This window comes from Aquabacterium sp., from assembly GCF_044226965.1.
GTDB lineage: Bacteria > Pseudomonadota > Gammaproteobacteria > Burkholderiales > Burkholderiaceae_C > Pseudaquabacterium.
Window position 1 is genome coordinate 13399 of record NZ_JBGAGA010000056.1, and the last position, 26095, is coordinate 39493.

General features: G+C 70.1%; 18 protein-coding genes. 8 read left to right on the top strand and 10 right to left on the bottom strand.

Features of this window, described 5'->3' with window-relative positions:
• Positions 1-115: 115 nt before the first annotated feature.
• The 4 genes from ACILR4_RS21045 to ACILR4_RS21060 all read right to left on the bottom strand — a co-directional run bounded on the left by ACILR4_RS21045 (position 116) and on the right by ACILR4_RS21060 (position 5632).
• Positions 116-1240 carry a hypothetical protein gene (locus ACILR4_RS21045; RefSeq protein ID WP_395702837.1) on the bottom strand — a complete coding sequence of 375 codons (1125 nt, stop codon included), beginning with the start codon at positions 1238-1240 and terminating at the stop codon, positions 116-118.
• 25 nt (positions 1241-1265) lie between these two features.
• On the bottom strand, positions 1266-4052 hold the full coding sequence (locus ACILR4_RS21050) for a zinc-dependent metalloprotease (RefSeq protein WP_395702838.1): 2787 nt from the start codon (positions 4050-4052) through the stop codon (positions 1266-1268).
• A 144-nt stretch (positions 4053-4196) separates the two neighbouring features.
• Positions 4197-4970, bottom strand: coding sequence for an enoyl-CoA hydratase/isomerase family protein (locus ACILR4_RS21055; RefSeq protein ID WP_395702839.1), 774 nt, complete (start codon positions 4968-4970; stop codon positions 4197-4199).
• Complete coding sequence (locus tag ACILR4_RS21060) at positions 4967-5632, bottom strand: TetR family transcriptional regulator (RefSeq protein WP_395702840.1); 666 nt, start codon at positions 5630-5632, stop codon at positions 4967-4969. Before ACILR4_RS21060 ends, ACILR4_RS21055 begins: the two co-directional genes overlap by 4 nt.
• Before the next feature lie 153 nt (positions 5633-5785).
• On the opposite strand from ACILR4_RS21060, the gene ACILR4_RS21065 reads away from it, so the two are divergent.
• From ACILR4_RS21065 to sbcB, 7 genes are all read left to right on the top strand, one after another.
• Entirely contained in the window at positions 5786-7027 is a 1242-nt protein-coding gene (locus ACILR4_RS21065; RefSeq protein WP_395702841.1) for an efflux RND transporter periplasmic adaptor subunit, read from the top strand.
• Between the two features lie 12 nt (positions 7028-7039).
• The gene (locus ACILR4_RS21070) at positions 7040-10264 is read left to right on the top strand and encodes an efflux RND transporter permease subunit (protein WP_395702842.1); all 3225 of its coding nucleotides are present in this window, start codon (positions 7040-7042) and stop codon (positions 10262-10264) included.
• A complete protein-coding gene (locus ACILR4_RS21075; protein ID WP_395702843.1) occupies positions 10261-11676 on the top strand; it encodes an efflux transporter outer membrane subunit in 1416 nt (471 codons plus the stop codon). Before ACILR4_RS21070 ends, ACILR4_RS21075 begins: the two co-directional genes overlap by 4 nt.
• 96 nt (positions 11677-11772) lie before the next feature.
• On the top strand, positions 11773-14049 hold the full coding sequence (locus ACILR4_RS21080) for a DUF5916 domain-containing protein (protein WP_395702844.1): 2277 nt from the start codon (positions 11773-11775) through the stop codon (positions 14047-14049).
• A 63-nt stretch (positions 14050-14112) separates the two neighbouring features.
• On the top strand, positions 14113-14817 hold the full coding sequence (locus ACILR4_RS21085; RefSeq protein ID WP_395702845.1) for a DUF6781 family protein: 705 nt from the start codon (positions 14113-14115) through the stop codon (positions 14815-14817).
• A gap of 115 nt (positions 14818-14932) precedes the next feature.
• Positions 14933-15814, top strand: a complete 882-nt coding sequence (locus tag ACILR4_RS21090; protein WP_395702846.1) for a DNA ligase — start codon at positions 14933-14935, stop codon at positions 15812-15814.
• Positions 15815-15848: 34 nt separating this feature from the next.
• A complete protein-coding gene (sbcB, locus tag ACILR4_RS21095; RefSeq protein WP_395702847.1) occupies positions 15849-17282 on the top strand; it encodes an exodeoxyribonuclease I in 1434 nt (477 codons plus the stop codon).
• Positions 17283-17307: 25 nt separating this feature from the next.
• Here the strand turns inward: sbcB and ACILR4_RS21100 are convergent, their stop codons facing one another.
• The 4 genes from ACILR4_RS21100 to ACILR4_RS21115 all read right to left on the bottom strand — a co-directional run bounded on the left by ACILR4_RS21100 (position 17308) and on the right by ACILR4_RS21115 (position 22824).
• Positions 17308-18663: a DUF1501 domain-containing protein gene (locus tag ACILR4_RS21100; RefSeq protein WP_395702848.1), complete on the bottom strand. Its 1356-nt coding sequence runs from the start codon at positions 18661-18663 to the stop codon at positions 17308-17310.
• 12 nt (positions 18664-18675) lie between these two features.
• Positions 18676-21018, bottom strand: a complete 2343-nt coding sequence (locus ACILR4_RS21105) for a DUF1800 family protein (protein WP_395702849.1) — start codon at positions 21016-21018, stop codon at positions 18676-18678.
• A gap of 127 nt (positions 21019-21145) precedes the next feature.
• A complete protein-coding gene (locus tag ACILR4_RS21110) occupies positions 21146-21877 on the bottom strand; it encodes an HAD family hydrolase (protein WP_395702850.1) in 732 nt (243 codons plus the stop codon).
• 2 nt (positions 21878-21879) lie between these two features.
• Positions 21880-22824, bottom strand: a complete 945-nt coding sequence (locus ACILR4_RS21115) for an aminotransferase class IV (RefSeq protein WP_395702851.1) — start codon at positions 22822-22824, stop codon at positions 21880-21882.
• 120 nt (positions 22825-22944) lie between these two features.
• Here ACILR4_RS21115 and ACILR4_RS21120 point away from each other — a divergent pair, with 120 nt between their 5' ends.
• A complete protein-coding gene (locus ACILR4_RS21120) occupies positions 22945-23202 on the top strand; it encodes a hypothetical protein (RefSeq protein ID WP_395702852.1) in 258 nt (85 codons plus the stop codon).
• A gap of 9 nt (positions 23203-23211) precedes the next feature.
• Here ACILR4_RS21120 and ACILR4_RS21125 read toward each other — a convergent pair whose 3' ends face one another.
• A complete protein-coding gene (locus ACILR4_RS21125) occupies positions 23212-24687 on the bottom strand; it encodes an MBL fold metallo-hydrolase (RefSeq protein ID WP_395702853.1) in 1476 nt (491 codons plus the stop codon).
• Between the two features lie 168 nt (positions 24688-24855).
• Positions 24856-26095: bifunctional 2',3'-cyclic-nucleotide 2'-phosphodiesterase/3'-nucleotidase (locus tag ACILR4_RS21130; protein ID WP_395702854.1), on the bottom strand; the 1240-nt coding region annotated here is incomplete at its 5' end.

The following is a 26095-nucleotide window of genomic DNA, read 5'->3' on the forward strand; positions in this document are numbered from 1 at the left end:
CGTAAGGGCCGCCCGGCCGCCACGGCGTAACAAAAACGAAAACGCCGGAAGGCGGGGGCCATCCGGCGTGGGCAATCGGCATGCCGGGCCGGGTGGGCCCGGCGTCACGCGGGGGTCAGATCTTCTGGCCGTTGAGCGTGATCGAGGTGGCCTGGATCAGCTGCGTCTTGCCCTGGACCGTGGCCGTGGATTTCGCCATCAGGCCGTTGCCGACGATGATCCATTGCGACGAGCTGCCATCGGTGGTGGTGTAGTCGAAGCGGCAGGTGTTGTAGGTGCCGGCGGGCACCGTCACCGTCTCGCGGCCGACGTACTTGATGGTCTGGTTCGTCACGCTGCTGGTGGACGGCAGGGGCGTCACGACCGGCGGGAAGCCGGGGATCGGCGAGGTCATGGTCGTGCTGCCGGTGGTTGTCACGTTGTACGACACCGTCAGCGACTCGCCGATGGCCAGCGCATAGATCTTGTCGACCCACGGCGGGGAGAACACGGACTTGGTTTCCGTGGTGCTGGTGACGCCCGCAATGTTGGTGGACGAGCTGAGCGTCAGACCATAGTGGGTGAGTTCGGCGTCGCCGGTGCGCTTGGCGTAGGCCTTGCCCTGGGTGTCGATGGCGGTCGAGATGCCGGCGATCGTGTTGGTGCCGGTGGTCTTGATCGAGGTCTCGGTGGCCTGCTGGCCCTCGAACGCGACCGTGCCGCCGACCAGCGTGTCGACGGTCTGCGTGCCGCTGACCGGTCCGCTGTAATCGAAGACCTCGACGACGTGCGTGCCCTGGGTGTCGGCCTTGCTCAGGTCGGCGCAGCCGTTGTTGGCGCCGGTGGGGTTGGTGTTGGGATCGGTCGGGGTGATGTAGTTGGTCAGCGGGCCGACGTCCAGCGGCGCATTGCCGAAGGCGCCGCCCATCACATAGACATGGTTCAGCGTGTAGGTCGCGTCCGCCTGGACCACCACGCCGAGCAGGATGCCGTTGCTGTAGGCCCGGTAGCGGAAGGGGCCGAAGGTCTGCGTCGTCGCGTGCTCGGGGAAGTACTGCGGCAGCGCGCCCTCGCCATAGTTCATCAATTGCTCGGCCGCCACCTCGGGTGCCACCACGTTGGTGGTGGCCTGCTGGGTCGAGAGTGCGCGCATGCGCAGCGCGCTCGCGGCAGCGACCTGCGGGCTCTCGGTACTGTCGCCGCCGCCGCAGCCGGCGAGCAGCGCAGCCGCGGCCAGCGCCAGCGCTTGATGCTTGATCAACACGTCCTGTCCTTTCTTGCTTGCGTCATGAACGCTGCATCGTAGCGCGCAGGGCTTCGGTCAGGAGTCCCAGGCTGTCGGCCAGGTGGGCCTTCGTTTCAGGGGATTGGCTGGTCGCGCCCTTGGCGATGGCGCTGCGCAGGTCGGCCTGCAGCTGCGTGGCATGCAGGCGCGCGAGGCTCAGCGCGTCGGGCGGCAGGTTGGCGGGCGAGCGCGTGAGCACGGCCTGCAGGCGCTTGAGGTATTCGCGCTGCAGGTTGCGCCGCAGGCGGTCGATGTCGGAGCCGGTCTTGAGCTCGCTCCAGACCGCCGTCTGCAGCGTGCCGTACACCTCGTTCAGCGAGATCAGCCCCTTGCGCTGCGCTTCGGGCACATAGCCCGGCAGGTCGAGCAGGCGCCGTGCGGTGGGGGCGGCCAGCAGTCGATCCAGTGCCACCAGCTGCACGCGCGCCACCGCGCCGGGAATGTTGATCGGCGTGCCGCGGTCGAATTCCTGGTAGTCCATCGTCAGCGAGCTCAGGAACTCCGGCTTGAAGCGGAAGCTGTCGGCGCTGAACAGGCCGGTGGCCAGGAACTGCAGCGCCTCGCGCTGCTTGGCCGGCTCCACCGGGCGCAGGCTGGCGCGCCCGGTGGTGCCGGGGATGTCGCGCACCGTGTACATGCCGCCGACGTACTTGCCCACCAGCTCGGCGGCGCGGAACAGCTGGTTGAAGCCGCCGAGGATGGAGCGCTGCTGGCGCAGCGGGTCGTCGCCGGGCTGCAGCTTGCGCACCTGCACGCGGTCCCACAGCTCCTGCGACAGCGCGAGCCGCTTCCGGAAGTAGGCCAGCGGATCGTCGCCCAGGTCGAATCGGTTGGCCAGCGGGTCCATGCCGTCGTAGGGACCGAAGCCGCCGGCATCGGTGTCGTCGGCATAGGCCAGCTGCGGCTCGGTGCTGCGCGCGGCAATGCGGCCCAGCTCGGCGGCTTCGTTCTCCGGCGCGATCGGCTTGTACGCGTATTCGATCGCCCAGTAGTCATAAGGGCCGAGCGTGGTGTCGTTGAGCGCGCCCTGCGGCTCGCCCTTGAGCGCCAGGTTGTAGCCGTTGTAGTCCATCACCGAGCCGGAGATGCCGTGTTGCTCGGTGAAGGCCTTGTCCTTCAGCTGCTCGCGCGTGACGGTGGTGGAGGCCTTGAAGTTGTGCTTCAGCCCCAGCGTGTGGCCCACCTCGTGCATGATGGTGTCCTTGATCACCGCCTGCACGAAGGCCTCGGCCTCGGGGCTGTCGGGCGCGATGTCGCCGCGGGCTTCCATCATGTCGAGCGCGAAGTCCATCTCCGCCGCCGCTTCCTGCGCATAGTGGCAATAGGCCGCTTCGTGGCCGGCGCCCCCATACGCGCCATCGAAGCCGCCGTGCACGCGCGCGGCCGCGCCGGCCGATGGACGCCCGATGTCCTCGACGATGAAGCGGCGCGAGCCGCGCGCGAAGACCTCGCTCATGCCGATGTCGGCATCCAGGATCTCGCCGCTGCGCGGATCGCTGCGCGAGGGGCCGATCGCGAAGCCGACGTCGGCGCCGACGAACCAGCGGATCGAGGCATGCGCGCCGTCCATGTTGTCCCAGTCGGCATCGTCGGGCTGCTGCTTGACGACCACCGCGTTCTTGAAGCCGATCTTCTCGAAGGCCTTGTTCCATTCCAGGATGCCGGCCTGCACCGAGGCGCGGTAGCGCTGCGGAATGTTCTTGTCGAGCCAGTAGGTGATCGGCGTCACCGGTTCGGACAGCGCCGCGGCCGGGTCCTTCTTCTCGAGCCGCCAGCGCTTGAGGTAGTGCACGCGCGGGTTGGCCTTCAGGTCGGCGCTGAGGTCGTTGAAGGCCTCGGAGAAATGGCCGATGCGTGGGTCGGGAATGCGCGGGCGCATCACGGTGGCCGGCAGCGGCTGGAAGCTGTAGACGTAGCTGACGAACAGGCTGCGCGGATCGGGCACCGTCGTCGGGGGCGTGGGCACCGGCACCGGCGCGGGCACCAGCGGCGGCGCCGGGATGCGCGCCGTGGCGAAGTGCAGGCGCGCCGTCAGCGTGGTGATGCCGGCATCGGCGCGCGCGGCCTCGAAGTACGAGTTGCCGCGGTCCAGGCCGAAGGGCAGGCGGTAGGCCGCCTCGAGCTGCGTGGAATAGCCCGGCACGTCGCTCAGCAGCAGCGGCGCGGCGTCGACGAGGAAGCTCTTGCGCTCGGGATGTTCGGCACTGGCCACGGTGACCGAGCCGATCAGGCTGGGCGAGAAGGCCTGGTCGACCGAGCGCTTGCCATCGCCCTCGGCGCGGAACTTGGTGTTCAGCGCCACCAGCTGCAGCTGGTTGCCGATGCGATGCCACTCGACCATGCCGCCGCCGGCCATCTGGCTGGCGTACAGCCCGCGCTCACCGACCGAGCTGGCGATGTTGACGCTGAACAGCAGCGGCTTGTTCAGCGCCGCGCTCGGGATTTCGAGCCACACCTTCTCGTCCTTGCGCCAGATCGGGAAGTAGCCGTCCTGGCGCTTGGCGTCCTTGATCACCTCGTTGAAGGGCTTGGGCGCCGTCGGGTCGGGGCGCGCGCCGGCCGGGGCGCTGGCGCCGTTGGCCGGGCCCGAGGCGGCGGCCGCAGGGCCTGCCGCGGCCTTGGCCGGCGTGGCGGTGGCGACCGTGGTGGTGCCTGCGGAAGTGCCTGCAGCGGCACCCGCAGGCGTGCCCGCCGTTGGCGTGGCACAGGCGCTGATCAGCAGCACGGCGCCGGCGATGGCGGACAGGCGACAGGCGCCGGACAGGGAAAGGGGGGTGGCAAGGCTCATGGGGCGGGGGCCAGGGAAAGATCAAACGCGCGACTTTCCGGTGCCGGCCGCCCCACCGTCAAGCTGGAGAACCGCAGCTCAGGCGCCGAATGGCGCACTTCGTCGCATCGCGTGCCGGGTTCGCGGGTTTGCCCGTAGGGGCGCTCAGCGACCCGTGAAGCGTGGCGGCCGCTTCTGCGCGAACGCGGCCTGGCCCTCGCGCAGGTCTTCACTGCCGGCGCACAGCGCGGCACGGGCGGCCAGGCGCTCGAGGTCGAATTCGCCGCGGGCGATCTCGTCGAGCGAACGCTTCATGCCGTTGACGGCCAGCGGCGCGCCGGCGCGGATGGCGTCGACCAGCACCTGCACGCGGCCGTCAAGCTCGGCGGCGCTGGCCGCTTGATCGAGGTAGCCGATGTGCAGCAGCTCCGGCGCGTGCAAGGTGTCGGCCAGCAGGAACATGCGCTTGGCGGCGGCCAGGCCCAGGCGCGAGACGTAGCGCCGCAGACCGTTCGGGTAGTAGTGCAGGCCCAGGCGCGCCGCCGGCATGCGCAGCGTCATCGTGTCCAGCCCGATGCGGAAGTCGCAGGCCAGCGCCAGGTCGGTGGCGCCGCCGTAGACGCTGCCGTTGAGCCGGCAGATGGTGGGCATCGGCAGGGCCTCGATCGCATCGACGGTCTGCTCGAACCGCTGCGGGCCGCTGTGCGCGTCGGCATCCAGGTCGCCCAGGTGGTAGCCGGCACAGAAGCTCGGGCCGGAGGCGGTGAGCAGCACCACGCGCACCTCGGGCTGCCCGGCCAGCGCCTGGCAATGCGCCTGCAGGGCGGCCAGGTCTTCGCGGTGCAGGCGGTTGTGGTGCGCCGGGCGGTTCAGCATGATCGTGGCGCAGCCGTCGACCACGGTGCAGTGCGGCGGGCCGGCGGGCAGCTCGTGCGTCATGCGGCGTCCTCCGTGCCGCCGGCCGCGGCCGGCGCGGCGCAGGCTTCGGTGCGCAGGCCGGCCAGGTAGGCGCGCAGCACCTGGCGGCCCACCCGTACCAGGTCGAAGGCCTGCGGGTCGAGCATCCAGTTCTGGATCAGCCCGTCCACCAGCGCATGCAGGCCCAGCGCGATGCTGCGCGCCGGCGCCCGGCGGCCGATGATGCCGCGCCGCGCGGCCTGCTTGAGCATCAGCTCGACCTGGTCGAGGCACTGGTTGCGGTTGAGCAGGTGGCGGTCGCGCACCGCCTGCAGTTCGTCGACGTACTCGACCTTGTGCGTGGCGATCTCGAACACGCGCCGTGTCGGTGCATGGTGCACCGTGAGGCGCAGGGCCTGCACGAAGCGGTCTTCGATGAAGGCCAGCGGGTCCTGGTCCGGCGGCAGTTCTTCGCCGATGGCCAGCGACTCTTCCAGTGGCAGCGTGGCCCGCTCCATCATCGCGTTGAACAGGTCGGCCTTGTCCTTGAAGTGCCAGTAGATGGCGCCGCGCGTCAGGTCGGCGGCCTGGGCGATGTCCTGCAGCGAGGTGCGCGATACCCCGTGCTGCTGGAACAGCAGCTCGGCGGCATCAAGAATGCAGTGGCGGGTGGCGAGGGCTTCGTCTTTGGTGCGGCGGGCCATGGTGATGACCTCCAGGAGCGGACCTCCGGGGGGAATTCCAACGGATGTGCGGACGATCGTCTTTCTCGCAAGACCTTGCACCGCATGCGGGAATCATACATTCATGAATGTATGTAAACTCCGCCGCCTGTGCGAATGGAGGCTAGGGTTTTCATGAGTGCGATCAATGTGAATCGTCGCGTTTCGATGTATGGGGCCGTGCTGGCGCTGACCAGCGTGGCCGTGGCCGTGCTGCTGACCGGCTGCGGCCCGTCCGGTGCCCAGCCCGGCGGCCATGGCGGCCCGCCGCCGGCACCGGTGGTGGTGGAAAAGGTGGTGCCGGCCGACGTGCCGGTGGTGTACGAGTACGTGGGCCAGACGGTCGGCTCGCGCGAGGTGGAAGTGCGTGCCCGCGTGGCCGGCATCCTGCAGCAGCGCAACTTCACCGAAGGTGCGCCGGTGCGCAAGGGCCAGTCGCTCTACACGCTGGACCTGGCGCCGTTCCAGGCCGCGCTGAACCGGGCCGACGCCGACCTGGCGGCGGCCGAGGCGCGCCAGGCGCAGGCCGCGCGCACGCTGGCGCGCCTGAAGCCGCTGTGGGACGCCAAGGCGGTGAGCCAGAAGGAATACGACGACGCCGCCTCGGCCGAGCAGATCGCCCGCGCCGACGTCAAGGGCGCGCAGGCGCGCCGCACCGAGGCCGCTCTGAATGTGGGTTATGCCCGGGTCGAGGCGCCGATCGCCGGCGTGGCCGGCCGCTCGCAGGTGTCCGAGGGCACGCTGGTGGCCGGCCCCGAGACGCTGCTGACCACGCTGGTGCAGACCAACCCGATCAAGGTCCGCTTCGGCCTGGCCGACAACGACCAGCAGCGCTGGCGCTCGGAAGGTGCCAGCGGCGCGCTGAAGCTGCCCGCCGGCGAGGCCTTCGAGGTCGAGGCCAAGCTGGCCGACGGCAGCCTGTACAGCCGCAAGGGCAAGCTGATCTTCTCCGACACGCGCATCTCGGGCAGCACCGGCACCATCGAGGCCGAAGCCGAACTGCCGAACCCCGACGGGCAGTTGAAGCCAGGCCAGTTCGTGCGCGTGCGCCTGCTGGGTGCGAAGCGGCCAAATGCGGTGAAGGTGCCCACCCGCGCGGTGCTGGAAGGCCCGCAGGGCAAGTTCGTGTACGTCGCGGCCGACGGCAAGGCGATGCCGAAACCAGTGCAGGTGGGTGACCAGCTGGCCGACGGCTGGGTCATCCGCTCGGGCCTGGCCGCGGGCGATGCGGTGATCGTCGACGGCATGGCGCGCATCTTCTTCCCCGGCGCGCCGATCCAGGTCGGCGCACCGGGGCAGGCCGGCGGGGCACCGGGCCAGGGCGGCGGCGCAGCGGCGCCAGCGGCCTCGGCGGCGAAGCCGGCAGCATCGAAGTAAGCGGGGGCGCGCATGTTCTCCCGCTTCTTCATCGACCGGCCGATCTTCGCGGCCGTGCTGTCCATCTTCTTCGTCATCGCGGGCCTGTCGGCGATGCGGGTGCTGCCGATCGCGCAGTACCCGGAAATCGCGCCGCCGGTGGTCTCGGTGGTCGCGGTCTACCCTGGCGCCAGCGCCGAGGTGATCGAGCAGACCGTGGCCGCGCCGCTGGAGAACGCGATCAACGGCGTCGAGCACATGATCTACATGGGCTCGACCTCCACCTCCAACGGCATCGTCACGATCCAGGTCACCTTCGACATCGGCACCAACGTCGACCAGGCCGCGCAGCTGGTGAACAACCGCGTCAAGCAGGTCGAATCGAAGCTGCCGCAGGAAGTGCGGCGCCAGGGCGTCACGGTGGAGAAGGGCTCCTCGGCCTTCCTGCAGGTGCTGGCCTTCTTCTCGCCCGACGATTCGCGCAGCGACCTCGAGATCAGCAACTACGTGACGCTGAACGTGCTGGACGCGATCAAGCGCGTGCCCGGCACCACCAATGTGCAGATCTTCGGCGCCAAGGACTACGCGATGCGGATCTGGCTCAAGCCCGACCGCCTGGCGCAGCTGAAGTTGAGCACCAGCGACGTGGCGCGCGCCATCAACGAGCAGAACGCGCAGTTCGCCGCCGGCAAGGTCGGCCAGTCGCCGACCGGCGGCGCGCAGGAGATGGTCTACACCATCACCACGCAGGGCCGGCTGTCCGAGCCGCAGCAGTTCGAGGAGATCATCGTCCGCGCCGATGCCAACGGCAGCACCGTGCGGCTGAAGGACGTGGCCCGTGTCGAGCTGGGCTCGAAGGACTACGACTTCATCGGCCGCATCAACGGCAAGCCGGCCACGCTGGTGGGCGTGTTCCTGCAACCGGGCGCCAACGCACTGGACGTGGCCAAGGAGGTCGAGAGCACCGTCGCGGCCATCGAGCCGCGCTTCCCGAAGGGCCTCACCTACTCCATCCCGTACGACACCACGCGCTTCGTGAAGGTGTCGATCGAGGAAGTGGTGAAGACCCTGGCCGAGGCCATGGTGCTGGTCATCGCGGTGGTGTTCCTGTTCCTGCAGAACTGGCGTGCCACGCTGATCCCGCTGGTGGCGGTCCCGGTCTCGCTGATCGGCACCTTCGCCGGGCTGCTGCTGCTGGGCTACTCGATCAACACGCTCACCTTGTTCGGCATGGTGCTGGCCATCGGCATCGTGGTCGACGACGCGATCGTGGTGCTCGAGAACATCGAGCGCCACATGCAGGAAGACCACATGACGGCGCGCGAGGCCGCGATCCGCGCGATGCGCGAGGTCTCGGGTCCGGTGGTGGCCATCGTGCTGGTGCTGTGCGCGGCCTTCGTGCCGATCGCCTTCCTCGGCGGCCTGACCGGCGAGCTGTACCGCCAGTTCGCGGTGACGATCGCCATCGCGGTGGTCATCTCGGGCATCGTCGCGCTGACGCTGACGCCTTCGCTGTGCGTCATCATCCTGAAGCGCGGCCACCACGCGCCGGGGCGCTTCTTCAGCTGGTTCAACGACGCGTTCCACCGCGTCACCGGCGGCTACGTGCGCGGCGTGGGCTTCATGGTGCGGCGTGCCGGCATCGGCCTGCTGATGTTCGCCGGCATGGTGGCGCTCACCGCCGGGCTGTTCCGCATCACGCCCGGATCGCTGGTGCCCGAGGAAGACCAGGGCTTCTACATCTCGGCGGTGATCCTGCCCGACGGCGCCTCGCTCCAGCGCACCGACAAGGTGGTGGGCGAGGTGATCCAGGCCATCAAGAGCAACCCGTTCAACAAGGACGTGGTGGCCTTCACCGGCTTCGACTTCCTGGGTGGCGGCTACCGCAACAACGCGGCGACGATCTTCGTCACGCAGACGCCGTGGGACGAGCGGCCGGTGCCGGTGCAGGCGCTGGTGGGCGAGCTGTTCATGAAGACCGCGGGCATCAAGGAGGCGCTGGTGCTGGCCTTCAACCCGCCGCCGATCTTCGGCCTGGGCACCGCGGGTGGCTTCGAGTTCTACATCCAGAACCGTGGCGAAGGCGGCGCCAAGCGCCTGGCCGAGGTGATGCAGCAGTTCCAGGGCGCGGCCTCGCAGAGCAAGCTGCTCGGCATGGTGCAGAGCCTGTGGCGCGCCAGCTCGCCGCAGCTGTCGGTGGAGGTCGACCGCGAGAAGGCCAAGGCGCTGGGCGTGCCGGTGGACGAGCTGTTCAACAGCCTCGCCTCCACGCTGGGCAGCTACTACGTCAACGACTTCAACAAGTACGGGCGCGCCTGGCAGGTGCTGATGTCGGCCGACGCGCCCTACCGCAAGCGGCCGGACGACATTGGCCGCATGTGGGTGCGCTCCAACACCGGGCAGATGGTGCCGGTCTCGGCGCTGGCCACGGTGCACTACTCGTCAGGGCCGGAGACGCTGGACCGCTTCAACAACCTGCCGGCGGTCAAGCTGTTCGGCCAGGGCGCGCCGGGCGTCAGCTCGGGCCAGGCGATTGCCGAGGTCGAGCGCATCGCGAAGCAGGTGCTGCCGCCGGACTTCAGCTTCGACTGGGGTGGCGCGTCCTATCAGGAAAAGCGCTCGTCCGGCACCTCGGGGCTGGCGCTGGGACTGGGCGCGTTGATGGTGTTCCTGATCCTCTCGGCGCAGTACGAGAAATGGTCGCTGCCGATCTCGGTGCTGTTCGCGGTGCCCTTCGGCATCTTCGGCGCGCTGGCGGCGGTGTTCCTGCGCGGCTACACCAACGACGTGTACTTCCAGATCGGCCTGGTCACGTTGATCGGCCTGGCGGCAAAGAACGCGATCCTGATCGTCGAGTTCGCGGCGCAGAAGGCGCATGAGGGCATGAGCGCCTCGGCCGCGGCGCTGGAAGGCGCACGGCTGCGCTTCCGGCCGATCATCATGACCTCGCTGGCCTTCATCCTCGGCGTGCTGCCGCTGGCCTTCTCCACCGGCGCGGGCGCCGCGGCGCGCAAGTCGGTGGGCACCGGCGTGATGGGTGGCATGCTGGCGGCCACCTTCCTGGCGATCTTCTTCGTGCCGATGTTCTTCAAGGTCATCACCGCGCGCAAGCTGCGCGAGCACCGCAGCACGGCCGAGATGCAGGCCGAGGCACAGCATGTGCACGAGGCGCACACCCGCTCGACGCACCATCCCACGATGCACGGCTCGCCAGGCGGCGGGGCCGCGCCCGGCACGACGCAAGGAGAATCGGCATGAAGCGGCAGATCACGACGATCGCGCTGGCCGCGAGCGCCGCGCTGCTCGGCGCCTGCGCGGTGCCGGGCCCGGCTCCGAAGGATCCGCCGGCGCTCGAGCAGCCGGCCGGCGGCGCGGTGACGGTGGCGCCGGACTGGTGGAAGCGCTTCGGCGACGCGCGCATCGACGCGCTGGTCGACGAGGCGCTGGCCCACAACCGCGACCTGGCGCGTGCAATGGCGCGCATCGACGAATCGCGCGCCTTGCTGCGCGGCGCACTGGCCGAGCGCTGGCCGGCGGTGAGCGCCTCGCTCGCCGGCACGCGGGCGCGCGTGACGGAGAACGGCAGCGTGCCGCTGGGCGGCGCCTCGCCGCTCGGCAACGACTTCCGCGCCGCGCTGAACGTCAGCTACGAGGTGGACCTGTGGGGGCGCGTTGCCAGCAGCAGCGCAGCCGCGCGCGACGAGCTGCTGGCCGGCGAGTTCGCCCGCGACACGCTGCGCACCGCGCTGGCCGCTCAGGTGGTGCAGGGCTATGCCACGCTGCAGGGCCTGGATGCTCAGATCAGGATCTATCAGGAAGTGCTGAAGTGGCAGCGCGAGAGCCTGCGCCTGCAGGGCCTGCGCATGAAGGCGGGCGAGCTGGCCGAGCTGGACTGGGTGCAGCTGGAAGCCGAGCTGCTGAACAGCGAGCTGCAGCTGCCGAAGCTCGAGCGCGCGCGCGGCGAAGCCGAGCGTGCGCTGGCACTGCTGCTGGGCCGCTCGCCGAAGGCGCTGGTGGAGCAGGGGGTCGAGCGCGCTGATGCGCCGAACGGCGGCGCGCAGGCGCTGCCATCGGGCCTGCCGTCCGACCTGCTGTTGCGCCGGCCCGACGTGCAGGCTGCCGAGGCGCGCCTGCGGGCTGCCGGTGCGCGGGTGGATGCGGCGCGCGCGGCCTACTTCCCGTCCATCACGCTGAGCGCCGGGCTGGGGCAGGAGAGCAGCCAGCTGTCCAGGCTGTTCGACGGCCCCTCGCTGATCTGGAACGTCGCTGCCGCGCTGGCGCAGCCGATCTGGAACGCCGGCCGCATCGATGCACAGGTCGAGGCCACGCGCGCGCGCCAGGCGCAGATCGAGCTCGACTACCGCGACGCGGTGACGGCCGCCTTCAAGGAGGCGCGCGACGCGCTGGCCGCGCATGGCGAGGCGCAGGCCAGCCTGACCAGCAGCCGCAAGCGCGCCGAGGCGCTGACGCGGGCAGCCGACCTGACGCGGCTGCGCTTCCAGGGGGGCGAATCGAGCCGGCTGCAACTGATCGACGCCGAACGCCTGGCCCTGCTGGCACAGCTGCAGGCCGCTGATGCGCAGCGCGCGGTGGTGGCGGCGCAGGCCGAACTTTTCCGCGCGCTGGGCGGCGGCTGGCAGAAGCCGGGCCTGGCGACGGCCGCACGCTGATAGGGCCGCCCGCACACGCTGCGCGGGCGGCGCGGGCGGCCGCTTGATCAGCGGCAAGGGCCGTGCACAATGCGCGGCTTTTGCTGCCGTTCCGCCATGCTGCCGTTCCGTGCCGTCTCCGCTCATGTTGCGCGTTGGGCCCTGCTGCTGCCGGCCGTGTGCGGCCTGCTGTCCGCGCTGCCGGCGCTGGCCCAGCCGCCCGGGGCCATGCCCATCGGCGAGAGCCCGATCGTCGCGGTGCGACTGCAGCCTCACGAGCACCTGAAGCTCGACGGCAGCCTCTCGCACCTGGCCTGGCAGCGCGCGCCGGTGTTCAAGGACTTCGTGCAGAAGTTTCCCGAGACTGGCGCCGCGCCGAGCCGCGAGACCCGCGTGCAGGTGCTGTTCGACGAGCATGCGATCTACGTCGGCGTCACCGCACTGGACGACCATCCGGACGAGATCCGCGCACCGCTGGTGCGGCACGACCAGGTCAACCGCACGCAGGATTTCATCGTCGTCTACCTCGATCCGATCGGCACGCGCCAGTCGGCGCAGTTCTTCCGCGTGAACGCCGCGGGCAGCACGGCCGACGGCATCCAGAGCGCCAGCGACGACAGCGAAGACTTCACGCCCGATTTCGATTTCGATGCGGCCGCGCGGCGCACGCCGCAGGGCTACACGGCGGTGTTCCGCATTCCCTTTGCTTCGCTGCGCTTTGCCACCGGCGACCAACCGGCCTGGCGCATCATGGTCGGGCGGCGCATCCCGCGCGAGCAGTTCTACCTGGAAACCTCGGTGCTGATCCCGCGCGAGGCGCCGAGCTTCATCGCGACGATCCAGCCGCTGCGGGGCGTGGAGCTGCCACAGCACGACCAGTTCCTGACCATCCGACCCAGCCTGACCCTGCGCACGCAGCGCCAGCAGGCGGCCGACGGCACGCGCAGCCATGACAGCGGCGCCGACGCCTCGCTCGACCTGAAGTGGCGCCCGCGCGCCGAGTGGGTGATCGACGCGACGCTGAACCCCGACTTCTCGCAGGTGGCGCTGGACGTGCCGCAGCTGGCCGGCAACACTCGCTTCGCGTTGTCTTTCGATGAGAAGCGGCCGTTCTTCTTCGAGTCGGCCGACCTCTGGCGTTCGCCCTCCAATGCGGTGTACACGCGCAGCTTCACCGAGCCGCGCTGGGGCCTGCGCAGCACCTGGCGCGGCCAGTCGCTGGCCGGCAGCGCGCTGGTGGTGGACGACCGCGGCGGCGGCCGGGTGCAGCTGCCAGGGCCCTATGCCACTGAATTTGCCGAACAGCCCGCGTCCAGCGCGCTGGTGGCGCGGCTGCGCCACGACTTGGGCGCCTTGCAGTGGGGCGGCCTGGCCGCGGTGCGGCGCTACGAGGGTGGTCGCGGCGCGAACCAGGTATTCGGCCCGGATGTGGCGTGGCAGATCGACGAGTTCTGGCGCATGCGCGCGCAGTGGCTGCATTCGGACACCACCGCGCTGCCCGATGGGCACGGCGGCCTGGCCAAGGGCCCGTCGCTGGCCGGCGACCGCTGGGTCCTGGCCGGCACGCGCCGCACCGAGGACACCGAGGTGTCGCTCACCTTGGACGATATCGGCGCCGGCTTCCGGCACGACAGCGGCTTCGTCTCGCAGAACGGCGTGCGCATGACGCAGTGGTTCCTCGGCAAGGGCTGGCAGCCGCTGGGGCCGTTCAACGAGTTCTGGCTCAACCTGCACGTGGACCTGGCCGAGGACAAGCGCCTGGGCCAGCGCATCCAGCGCAGCGTGTACCCGGGCTTCTGGCTGGTGGGCGCGCACAACCTCGACTGGACGCTGCAGTGGCACGGCTGGTCGCAGCTGCGCCAGGCGGCCACGGCGCCGCTGCTGGACGAGCGCTACTGGAAGACCGAGCTGGTGGTGACGCCGGCGGCCTGGTTCCCGTTCCTCACGCTGTCGGGCCGCGTCGGCCGGGTGTCCGACCCCGAGGCGCTGAAGCTGCGCCAGGGCGGCGATGCCACCGTGATCCTGACCACGCGGCCGCTGGCCCGGCTGGAGTTCGAGCCGCAGTTCCGCACCGCCTGGTACCGGCAGGACGGCCAGCGCCTGTACCGCGAGACCGCGGCCCAGGTGCTGGCGGTGTGGCACTTCGATGCCCGCCAGACGCTGCGCGCCATCGTGCAGCGCACCACCGCCGATCGGCGGGCCGAAGCCGGCATTGCCGCGTGGCAGGACGCCGGCACGCAGGGCTCGTTGACCTATGCCTTCCGCAAGTCGGCCGGCAGCGTGCTGTACGTCGGCGCCAGCCGCTCGAAGCAGGGCTATGCGCAGGTCGCGCGCGGCAACGAGCTGTTCGTCAAGCTGCAGGTCGACGTCGACGAACTGCGCGGGCTGTACTGAATCGCCGCCCCGGGGCACACTCGCCGCTTCATTCCCCTGAACGGCAGCGAGAGGAGACCCGCGATGATCAAGTCCGGCATCGACCAGCAGGCGCTGATCGACCAGTTTTCCCAGGCCAGCGCGAAGACGGCCGAGCAGCTGCAGCAGGCCGTCTACCAGGCCACGCTGGGCGCGCTGCAGGGCCGCGAGCTGAGCCTGAAGAACATCCGCAGCGTGCTCGGCGCGGTGACCCAGGCCGCCAGCAGCGGCGTGGCGCAGAACGCGCTGGCCGGGGTCGATGCCGACGCGCTGCTGGAACGCGCCGTGGCCGGCATGGACGACGCGCTGCTGAAGGCAGTGGAGGCCAACCGCGTGGCGCTCAAGCAGTTCGCCGACAAGGGCGTGGACCTGCGCGAGACCCACCTGAAGAAGGCGCTGGCCGACCTGGAGAAGTTCGAGGACATGCTGATCGGCGTGGTGCAGAAGGGCGCCGGCGCCGCCGGCGACCCGATGGCCGGCGCCTGGGGCCAGGTGCTGGACAAGCTGCAGCTCAAGGGCACGATGAGCGGCACCCAGGCCAGCGAAGCCGCGCAGCAGTTCATGACGCAGATGCAGACCGCCATGCGCGACAGCCGCAGCGCCAGCCTGAAGGCCGCGCAGGCGCTGGCCGAGAGCTATGGCGCGCTGGTCAGCGGTGTGCTGATCGGGCTGTCCGATGCGCTGCAGCAGGGTGGCGGTGGCGCGGCGGCTGCGCCGGCGGCCAAGGCGGGCCGCAAGCGCCCCGGTTGATCGCAGCCCACCCCCAAAGGGGGGAGTCCCCCCACGGGGGGATCGCCGCGCGGCGGGCGACTGCCTACGCTCTCGGTCCATTGCCGGCCTTCAGCCCGGCCTCAGGAGGAGAGCGATGGACCATCGTGAGGGAACGAGCGCCGGGTTGACGCGGCGGCAATGGTGTGTGGCGGTCGGCGGCAGCATGGCCGCCGGCCGGTCCACCGCCCGGGGGGCGCGGCACGATGCCCTGGCCCTGCCGCTGGCACAGGAATGGGTGCCGGGCACCGACCCGGCCGGCTGGCTGGTGAGCGAGAAGTACGACGGCGTGCGTGCGCTGTGGGACGGGCGGCGGCTGTGCTTCCGCAGCGGCCGGCCGATCGGTGCGCCGGACTGGTTCACCGCCCGGCTGCCGGCGCAGCCGCTGGATGGCGAGCTGTGGCTGGCGCGCGGTGGCTTCGAGACCTTGTCGGGCATCGTGCGCAGCCGCCAGCCGGACGACGAGGCCTGGCGCAAGCTGAGCTACCAGGTGTTCGAGTTGCCGGGCGGCGGCGGCACCTTCGCCGAGCGCGCGGTGAGTCTGCGGCAGCTGGTCGCGGCGCAGGGCTTCGCTGCCTTGCGGGCGGTGGCGCAGCAGCCAGTGGCCGACGCCGCAGCGCTGCAGCGCCGCCTCGACGCCGTGGTGGCCTCCGGCGGAGAAGGCCTGGTGCTGCACCAGGCGCTGGCGCCTGAAGTGAGCGGCCGCACGCCGCTGCTGTGCAAGTTCAAGCCGCAGCAGGATGCGGAAGCCGTGGTCATCGGTCATCTCGCGGGCCGCGGCCGGCTGGCCGGGCAGACGGGCGCGCTGCTGGTGCAGGCCGATGATGGCCGCCGCTTCCAGCTCGGCAGCGGCCTGAGCGATGCCCAGCGCGCCGCGCCGCCGGCCATCGGCCGCCGCGTGACCTATGCCTACCAGGGCCTCACCGCCCAGGGGCTGCCGCGCTTCGCCAGCTTCGTGCGGCTGGCGCCGTCCTTCTGATGGCCCGCCTTGCCGCCCTGCTATCGTGCCGGCCATGAGCGATTTGAGTTTCTTCTGGCACGACTACGAGACCTTCGGCCGCGTGCCGCGGCGCGACCGGCCGGCGCAGTTCGCCGGCCTGCGCACCGACGCCGAGCTGAACGAGATCGGCGAGCCGGTGATGATCTACTGCCAGCCGCCGCTGGACATGCTGCCGGACCCCGAATCGTGCCTGCTCACCGGCATCCTGCCGCAGCATTGCCAGCAGCACGGCCTGCCCGAGCACCAGTTTGCCGCCCGCATCGAGGCCGCGCTGGCCCAGCCCGGCACCGTGGGCGTGGGCTACAACACGATCCGCTTCGACGACGAGGTGACGCGCCACCTGTTCTGGCGCAACCTCTACGACCCCTATGCGCGGGAATGGCAGAACGGCTGCGGCCGCTGGGACCTGCTGGACACGGTGCGCTGCGCCTATGCGCTGCGGCCCGAAGGCATCGAATGGCCGAAGCATGACGATGGCCGCATCTCATTCAAGCTGGAGCACTTGAGCGTCGCCAACGGCTTGCTGCACGAGGCGGCGCACGATGCGCTGTCGGACGTGCGGGCCACCATCGCGCTGGCGCGGCTGATCCGCGAGCGCCACCCGAAGCTGTTCGAGTTCTGCCTGCAGCTGCGCAAGAAGGAGGCGGTGTGGCAGCAGATCGGCAGCGGCAAGCCCTTCCTGCACATCTCGGGCATGTACCCGGCCGAGCGCGGCTGCCTGGGCCTGGTGTGGCCGCTGGCGCCGCACCCGACGAACAAGAACGAACTGATCGTCTGGGACCTGGCGGCGGACCCGGCCGAGCTGGCGGACCTGTCGGCCGCGCAGGTGCGCGAGCGCATGTTCGTGCGCCGCGAAGACCTGCCCGAGGGTACCGAGCGGCTGCCGATCAAGACCATCCACATCAACAAGTCGCCGGTGGTCATCGGCAATTTGAAGACGCTGAGCCCGGCGATGGCCGAGCGCTGGCAGCTCGACATCGCGCAGGGCCTGCGCCATGCCGAGACCGCGCAGCGCGTGGCCGCCACGACTATGGGGCTGTGGGCAGACGTCTATGCCCGCGAGCCGCGCGCGGAGCCGGCCGATGTCGATGAAGACCTGTACGGCGGCTTCCTCGGCCAGGCCGACCGCCGCACGCTGGACCGCCTGCGCAGCCTGCCGCCCGAACAGCTGGTGAGCAAGCGCCCGGCCTTCGAGGACGAGCGCCTCGAGGAACTGCTCTTCCGCTACCGCGCCCGCAATTTCGCCAGCCTGCTCGATGCCGACGACCAGGACCGCTGGCAGCGGCTGCGCCACGCCCGCCTGCACGAAGGCGCCGGTGGGCTGACGACGCTGGGCCAGTTCTTCGACCGCATCGACGCGCTCAACGAGGACGCCGACGAGCGCGGGCAGGAGATCCTGGGCGAGCTTTACGACTGGGCCGAGCAGATCGCGCCGGAATCCGACTAGGCCGCAAAATGAGCGGCCCAGCCGGCTAGCTCATGAAACCCAGGTCCGGCGTCGAGAAGTAGCCCAGGTTCGGAAACACGCTGGCCATCTGCGTGGCGCTGACGCCGAACCACTTGGCCAGCGTGGCGCCGTACTGGTCCAGCGAGGTGCTGGGCAGCAGCGCGCCGCGGCTGCCGGCATCGTCCGGCCCGCCCAGCGCCGGGAACGGGAAGCTGCCGTAGACATTGCCGCCGCGCACCGCGCCGCCCATGATCAGGTGGTGGCTGCCCCAGCCATGGTCGCTGCCGGAGCCGCTGGGCTGCAGCGTGCGGCCGAAGTCGCTTTCGGTGAAGGTGGTGACGCCGTCGGCCACGCCCAGCTCGACCGTCGCGGTGTAGAACGCGCTCATCGCTTCGGCCAACTGGCGCAGCAAATCCATCTGCTGCCAGCTCTGGCCCGAGTGGGTGTCGAAGCCGTCCAGCGAGCAGAAGAACACCTGGCGTGCCATGCCGGTGGTGGGCCGCAGCTTGATGATCTTGGCCACCTGCAGCAGCTGCTGGCCGATGCTGGTGCCGGGGAACGGCGTGCTGACGGTGGCCGCGCCGGCACCCGAGAGCAGGCTGTTCAGCGAGATCGCGTCCTGCCGTACCTTGTTGGCCGACTGGATCAAGGTCATGCCGCTGTCCATCGTCAGCAGGCTGTTCAGCGCGTTCCTGCGCGCGGCGGCGGCGGTGTCGGGCCACACGTTCATGCCGTCGGCGCTGAGGTCGAAACCTGGGATCAGGCTGGCCGACTGCACCACGTTGCCGGCACAGAACAGCGCATTGCCGGCCATCGAGATCGAGGCCGGGAAGCGCGAGGTGCCATTCTGCGATTGCAGCTGGTCGGCCGCGCGGCCGGCCCAGCCGGTGCCGCCGGAGCCGTTGGGGTCGCCGGCCTGCATCTGCACGATCTGGTCGCTGTGCGAGAACAGCTGCGTGGGCGCCTTCACCGAACCGTCGAGGTACTGCTGGCGCGTCATCGGCCGCGCCAGCATGCCCACGTTGGCCAGCACCGCCAGCTTGCCCTGGCCCCACAGCGGCACGATGGCGTTCAGGCCGCTGTTGAAGCCATAGGGCACGCCGCCGGGCGTGGCCACCTGCACCAGCGTGGCGTCGTTGCCCGGCAGCGCCAGGCCACCGCGGATGCTCTTGTACGCGTTGTACGCGGCCGTGGACATCGGCACCACGGTGTTGTGGCCGTCGTTGCCGCCGAACAGGAAGATGCACACCAGCGCCTTGTACGGGCTGGCCGATTGCGCCTGCGCCGCCGAGCCCAGCGCTGCGGCGCCGAGCAGCGCGCTGGCTTCGCGCAGGAAGCGGCGGCGGGTGCGGGTGACGAGAGGGGAGTGGTCGTGACGCATGGCGGGCCCCGGTCAATATTGCACGGCGTGCTGGCCGGACAGCAGCGTGAGGTACAGCGCGGTCCACGCGCGGTTCTGGTTGTCCGGCTGCGCCGCGATCGCGGTGGCCAGGGTCTGGCGCATGCTGGGCGCCATGCGGCCGTACAGCAGGGTCTGGTCCACCGCGTCGATCAGGCCGGGGATGTTGCCGCCCAGCGCGGTGAAGCGCGAGATGTCCAGCGGGAAGTCACCGCCCGGGTTGCTGAGGATCTGCCAGATGAAGTTGCCGCGCAGCACCGCTTCGGTGGGCGTGTAGATCTGGAACTCCGGCCCATACAGCGGCTGCTGCGGCACGCGGAACAGCGGCGAGTAGAAGCTGAACACCGAGGGCGGTGTCAGCGGCGTCTGCGCCACGCGGCTGAAGCTCCAGGCCTGCTGGTTGGTGGCCGTGATCGAGCCGCCCAGCGCCCGCAGCATCGAGACGATGTGGTAGATCGGGTCCTTCAGCCGGCCGCCGGTGGGCGTGGTGGCGTCGTTGCGGGCTTCCGCGTCGGTGAGGATCGCGCGCACGACGGCCTTCAGGTCGCCGCGCACGCCGCTGCCGTTGTTGTTGAACACCGTGGCCACGCGCTGCACGTAGGCCGGGCTCGGGTTGCTCTTCACCATGCTGCGGATCAGCCGCAGGCTGATGAAGGGCGCGACGTTCGGATGCGCGTAGATGCAATCGAGCGCCGCGTTCATGTCCTGCTGCGTGCTCTGGTTGGCCGGCAGGTTGCACCCGAGGAAGCTCTTCGCGCGCATGTCGTGGTTCGCGTCGCGCGGCACCATCGGGCCGGTGAAGTTCTCCCAGTCGTTGTTGATGTAGGTCCAGCCGGTCATCGCCAGCGCCACCTGCTGCACGGTGGTCTGGTCGTACACGGGAATCGGCTGACCGTTGGCGTCGAGCTGGTTGCTGCCGTCGAGGTTCAGCTTGTACAGGCCGATCGAGAACAGCTGCATCAGCTCGCGCGGGAAGTTCTCGTTCGCGCCACCGCCGTTGGCGGGCTTCATGCTGTTGGCCAGGTCGAGGTACTTGCCCATCTGCGAGCTGATGGCGATCTCGCCCAGCAGCGTGCGGTAGTTGCCGAAGGCATTGCGGCTCAGGATCTGCAGGTAGGGGGCGGTCTGCTCGGCATAGTTGTTCTTGTTCATCGAGATCACGATGATCTGGCTGAGCGCGTACGCCACCTTCTGCCGCAGCTGGTCGTTGGCCACGGCCAGCCGGTTCAGGAACTGCGACTGCACGATGCGGTTGTCATTGACCGGGTTGCTGATCGGCGTTTCGGCCATCGCGAACTGTTCGGTCAGCCAGGCGTCGACGCCGATCTGCTTCACGCGCGCCAGGGAGGCCGGGCTGGGCCCGAACGCGGCCTGCTCAAGGAAGCGGCCGGCCGCGAGGTCGGGCGTGCCCAGGCCGGTGCCGGGATCGATGGGGCCGGCGATCGTGACGCTGGCATTCGCATAGGCGCTGGTGCTGGCCGCCGAGGTGGCGCGCAACGTCACCGTGGCCGGGTTCGGCACCGCAGCCGGCGCGGTGTACAGGCCCGCGGCGCTGATGGTGCCCACCGTGGCATTGCCGCCGTTGATGCCGTTGACCGACCAGGTGACCGCGGTGTTGGTGCTGCCGCTCACGCTGGCCGCGAAGCTGCGCGTGGCCGCGGGCGCCAGCGTCACGCTGCTGGGGTTGATCGACACCGTCACGCTGGGGGGCGGCGGCGGCGGCGGGGGCGGCGGCGTGGTGCTGCTGGTGACGGCGATCATCACCGTCTCGCTGGTGGTGCCGCCCACGCCGGTCTGCTTCACGACCAGCGGCACCTGCGTGCCGGCCTGGGCCGCGGTGGCGGTGCCGGTGGCGGTGATCGCGGTGCGCGAATTCACTGTGCTGGCCAGCTGCACGCCGCCGAAGGTGACCACGGTGTTGGCCGTGAAGGCCGAGCCGTTGAGCCGCAGCGTGAACGGGCCCACCGGCACGCTGCTGGGCGAGGCGCTCCACAGGTGCACGCCGACCTGCGTGATGGTCATCGTCGCCTCCCCGTACTTTGCGGGGTAGGCGGTGCTGGTGGCGCGCACGACCACCGCATTGTTCATTGGCACCGCGGCCGGCGCCGTGTACAGGCCCTTGGCGCTGATGGTGCCCACGGTGGCATTGCCGCCCGGCACGCCGTTGACGGTGTAGCTCACCGTGTTCGGCGACAGCGGCACGTAGGCGGTGAGCTGGCGACTCGTGCCGATCTCGACCTTGTAGCTGCTGTAGAGCGTGATGTCGCCGGCGTAGGCCGCGCTGGACGCCAGCAACAACGGGACGGCCCAACGTATCAGGGATCTGAAGATGTTCATGGAGCGCTGCCGAGGGCGGGCGCCGGGATCGGCAGCCTCGCGGGCAGTCTACGGATACCCCCTAGATCAACGCGTGAGGATTGGTGTCGAAAGGAAAGCCTGTGGCGCTGCAGCATGCCCGCCGGGTTCACACGCGCAGGCGGTGGGCGTGCAGTGCTTCGTAGGCCGGGCGGCAGGCGTCCGCCACGGCCTGGGCCTGCGCATCGAGCCGTGGCGTGCGCGGCCGCCAGGGCTCGAAGCCGGTGGAGCGCCAGACCGCGTCGTACCAGTGCGGTGCCCACACGCCATCGCTGGCGCGCCGGCCGGCAGGCCACTGCAGCATCCGTTCGCTGAAGTCGACGCCGAGCCGCGCGCACAGCGCCAGCAGGTGCTCGCGCGGGGCGCGCAGGAAGTCGTCGGCGTCGATCACCGGCGGTGCGTGGCCCCGCTGCTGCGTCACCGCGTCGAACAGCATCTGCTGCTGGCGCAGGCCGATGTCGTCCGGCGCGACGGTGGCGCGCGACTTCAGGTACGAGTCGACCACCGCGGCCGGGTCACGGATCAGGAACACGTTGGTCAGCTGCAGCACCCAGGCGGTGTCCATGCCCGGGAGCAGGTGGTGGGTCATGTGCTTCTGGTACCACAGCGGGCGGCCGGCGGCCGCGCCCGGCGCGGGGCCGGTGAGCCACGCCACCACGCGCCGCCAGTCGGTGTCGCCCGCGGCGATGACCTCGTCGCGGCCCGGGTGGTCCAGGCCGGTGGCCGCCAGGTAGGCCGCGTACAGCGGCTCGTCCACCACCGTGCAGTCCGGCCGGTTCTCCCAGGCCCGCATCATCGCGGTGGAGATGTTGCGCGGGCCGCTCCACATCGCGATGCGCATGTTCAGGCTCCTTGCCGCAGCGCTGCGCGGCCGGCGGCATCCTGCTGCGCGAATTCGCGGTACAGGCCTTGCAGCCGCTGCACCATCGGCCCTGGCAGTGATGCCGAAAGTACGCGGCCATCGACCGAACGCACCGGCGCCACGCCGGCGAAGGTGCCGGTGCAGAAGGCTTCCTCGGCGCCGTAGACCTCGGTGAGGCTGAAGTTCTTCTCGCGCGCCGGGATGCCGGCCTCGCGGCAGAGCTGCAGCACGTTGCTGCGGGTGATGCCGCCCAGGCAGTAGTCGCCGCTGGAGGTCCACACCTCGCCCCGGCGCACGATGAAGAAATGCGTGGAATTGCAGGTGGCGATGAAACCGTGCGGGTCCAGCATCAGCGCCTCGTCCGCCCCCGCCTGCGTGGCCTGGATGCAGGCGGTGATGCAGTTGAGCTTGCTGTGGCTGTTGAGCTTGGGGTCCTGCACGTCGGGGAAGCCGCGCCGCACGTGCACGGTGAACAGGTTCAGGCCGCGCGCCAGCGTCTCGGGCTTGGCCTCCTTCCACTCGGCGATGATCACCACGGTGGCCGGGCCCACCGTGACGCGCGGATCCTGGTACGGCGTGCGCTTGACGCCGCGGGTCACCATCAGCCGGATGTGCACGCCGCTCTGTCCCTGCATGCCATTCGCGGCCAGCGTGTCGTACAGCGCCTCGGTCAGCGTGGCGCGGTCCAGGCCGATGTCCATCATCAAGGCCTTGGCGCCTTCGTACAAACGATCGAAGTGAGCGTCCATGAACAGCGGCTGGCCAGCCAGCACGCGCAGGCCTTCCCACACGCCGTCGCCGAGCACGAAGCCCGAGTCGAACACCGACACCATCGCCTCGGCACGGGGCTTCAGTGCGCCGTTGATCCAGATCAGGATGCCGGCGTTGCGGGGGTCGTCGTGGAAGTCCTGGATGCTTTGCGACATGGTGAATCTAGGGGGTGAGCGCGTAGTGTGCAACAGCTGGCCGGTCTGTGATGGCCGGCACATCCGGGTGGGAGCCGGTCGGCACAATCGCGCCCACACAACACAAGCAGGGAGCTGGACATGTCTTTTGGCCGTTGGCCGCGCGCAGCGTGGGGCGTCTTGTCGCTGGCGAGCGTGCTGTTTGCCGGCTGTTCAGGTGACGATGAAGCGCTGGCTCCGCTGCCGGCCAGTTTGCTGGTTATCGTCCCGGAACGCGTGGAGGTGGACCAGGCCGCCGAGTTCGGCGCCAACGCCGATGCCAGCGGCAACGGCCTGAGCCACCAGTGGGACTACGGCGACGGCGGCGTGCTGCTGACCACGGCCACCGGTGGCCGCTGAATATGTCCGCTAGGACTTGCGCCCCACCGCCGCCAGCAGCTCGCTGTAAGGCACCACGCGGCCGTGCAGCGGCAGGATGCGTTCGACCTGCAGGCCCAGGCGCTCGATGTTCTGCACCAGGTTCAGGTTGTTGGCGTTCACCACCGCCGGCGGCGGGCTGTTCGGTGCGCCGGGGGTGAAGGCATCGGCCTCGATCAGCAGCTTGTGTTGCGGCAGGTACACCAGCATGAAGCCCTGGGCATGCACGCTGCCCTGGATGGCGTGGATCTCGATGCGGCTGTTGCCGTCGACCAGCGTGCGCTGGGTGTCGACGCCGATGATCTCGGCCTTCCGGCCCGACTTGGCCAATTGGTCGGGCGCGATGGTGTTGGCATTGGCCAGCACACGCTCGAAGTAGGGCTTGGCCAGCTGGCTGGTGACCAGCGTGGCGCCGTTGGCCACCGCGGTGCGCAGCCCGCCGGCATGGTCGAAGTGGTGGTGCGAGTTGATCACCGTCTTCACCGGCTTGCCGGGCACGAGCTTCGCCACCTCGGCCAGCACCGCGGCGCTGCGGCCGTCGTACAGCGGCGCCTCGACCAGCACCACGTGGTTGCTCATCTCGATGGCCACGCTGTTGTGCGAGCCGCCGCCGAGGAACCACACGCCTTCGGCCACCTTCTCGGCGGCGACGCGTTCCCTGAACGCCCGCACGTTGTCCGGCACGCTGATGTCCACCGCGGCGTTCGGCTCGACCTTCTGCACCGTCAGGTCCAGCACCATCGCGCCGCCCTGGGTCTGCTCGATGCGCATCGGGAAGCGCATGTCGCCGAACGCGCGGTAGTCGCTGTAGCGGGTGGTGGTGGCCAGGTCGCCGAGCACCGGGCTCGGTTGCAGCGAGTCGATGCGGGTGATCAGGCCTTCGGCGTTGACCCAGGCCGTGGCGCTGAGCTTGCCCGGCACGCTGTAGCGGAAGGTGCTGAAGGTCTGGCCGTTCTCGCTGGCGGTACCGGTGGTGGCGCCGTGCAGCTGCGCGGCGATCACCGCGCCCTGCGGCGTGGTCCACAGGTCGTGCAGGCGGCCGTCCAGCGCCACCGGCGCGGCGGCCGCGGCGGGGCCGGCCTGGTTCCAGGCCCAGTCGTCGCGCGCGTAGCCGATCACGCGCTGCTCGCCCTGGCCCATCAGCGGCAATGCGCCACCGCCGTTGGGCTCGGCGCGGCTGCGCGCGAATTCCTCGCGCATCGCGTTGGTGTCGAAATCGAAGCTGCGGCTGAAGCTGGTGTACGTCACCTTCGGCCAGGCCAGCTCAGGCTGCCAGGCCTGGCCGAAGATGCCGCCGGTGCCGGTGGCACTGAAGCTCAGCGTCTTCACGGTCGAGGCGCCGAGGGCCTGGTCGGCCTGGCGCAGCAGGGTCGCGGCGTCGGGCGCGGGCGGTGGGCTGGCGCAGCCGGCGATCAGGGTCGCGAGGGCAATGGCGCTCAGGCGGTGCGGCAGCAGGGGGGTGGCCATGTCGGCTTCTCCGTTGAAGTCCAGGCGAGGAAGCAAGCCTCGCACTGCCGCAGGGGCTCGCACATCAGGGTAAATGTCGAGCCGGCGCCTGGAATAAATCGGCGCCGGCGCCATCAAGGTGCCATCCGGGTGCCATCAGGGCGCCATCAGGGCGCCATCACGGTGCCATCAGGGCGCCAGCTCGTACAGCGCCGAGCCGTCGGTGTTCTCGCGCACCAGCTTGACCTGCGGGTAGCGCGGCAGCAGCGGAACGCCCGCCGCGCCGGACAGGAAGCGCAGCTTCACGCCCGGCACCGGGCGGATGCGCCAGTTGTTGTCGACCCGCACGTCCAGCTCCTTCTGCGCCGCCAGGTACTGCACCAGCGTCTCGCGGGTCTGGTCCTGCGCGTCGAGCACGATGTTGCTGCCGTCCAGGCCCGGGAAGCCGCCGCCGCCCGAGGCACGGTAGTTGTTGGTGACGACGACGAAGGCGGCCTTCTCGTCCAGCGGCGCGCCGCGATAGCGCAGGTTCACGATGCGGTGTGCATCGGCTGACACCAGCTGGCCGCGGGGGTTGTAGCGCGCGGGTTGCGTCACGTCGATCTCGTAGCTGATGCCTTCGATCATGTCGAAGTTGTAGGCCACGTAGGCATCGTTGATCAGGTTCTGCTCCGCCGGGCCGGCGGGATCGATGCGGTTGAACTGCCCCGCCGACATCTCCAGCCATTCGCGCACCTGCGCGCCGGTCAGCTTCACCGCCTTCACGGTGTTCGGGTAGATGTACAGTGAGGCCACGTTGCGCAGCGCGATCGGGCCGGCCGGCACGTCGGTGTAGTAGTTCCAGCCCATGCGGCCGCCGGACTTGAACGGCGCGGCGGCCGACAGCAGCGGCAGCGCCGCGTACTCGGTGCCCTTCAGCGCCGCCTCGGCATAGCTGCGCTGGGCCTGGGCCACCACCTGCACCGAGGGGTCGTCGGCCACCAGTGCGAAGTAGCTGGTGATCGGCGCGGCCGTGCGGGCCACTTCGGCCCGCATGTAGGCCACCGTGGCGTCATGCGCCTCGCCGATCAGCTGGGCCACCATCGGGTCGGGCTCGACCAGCGGCTGGCGCTTGGCGCGGTCGTACACCGGGCGCAGGAAGGCGCGGGCGTCCTTCACTTGCCAGCGGCCGCCGCTGTCGTCCAGCACCAGGTCGATCAGGCCGAGGTGGCTGCCCCAGGCGCCGGGCATGACCGCCGGCACGCCGTTGATGGTGCCCCGCTCCAGGTTGACCTTCGGATGCCGGGTGAAGAACAGGCCCGGGAACTCGCCGTGCGAATGGCCGAACAGGATGGCGTCGATGCCCGGCACCTCGGCCAGCTGGCCGACCATGTTCTCGCCGAACAGGCCCGACAGGCCGAACTCCAGGCCTGAGTGGGGAATCGCGACG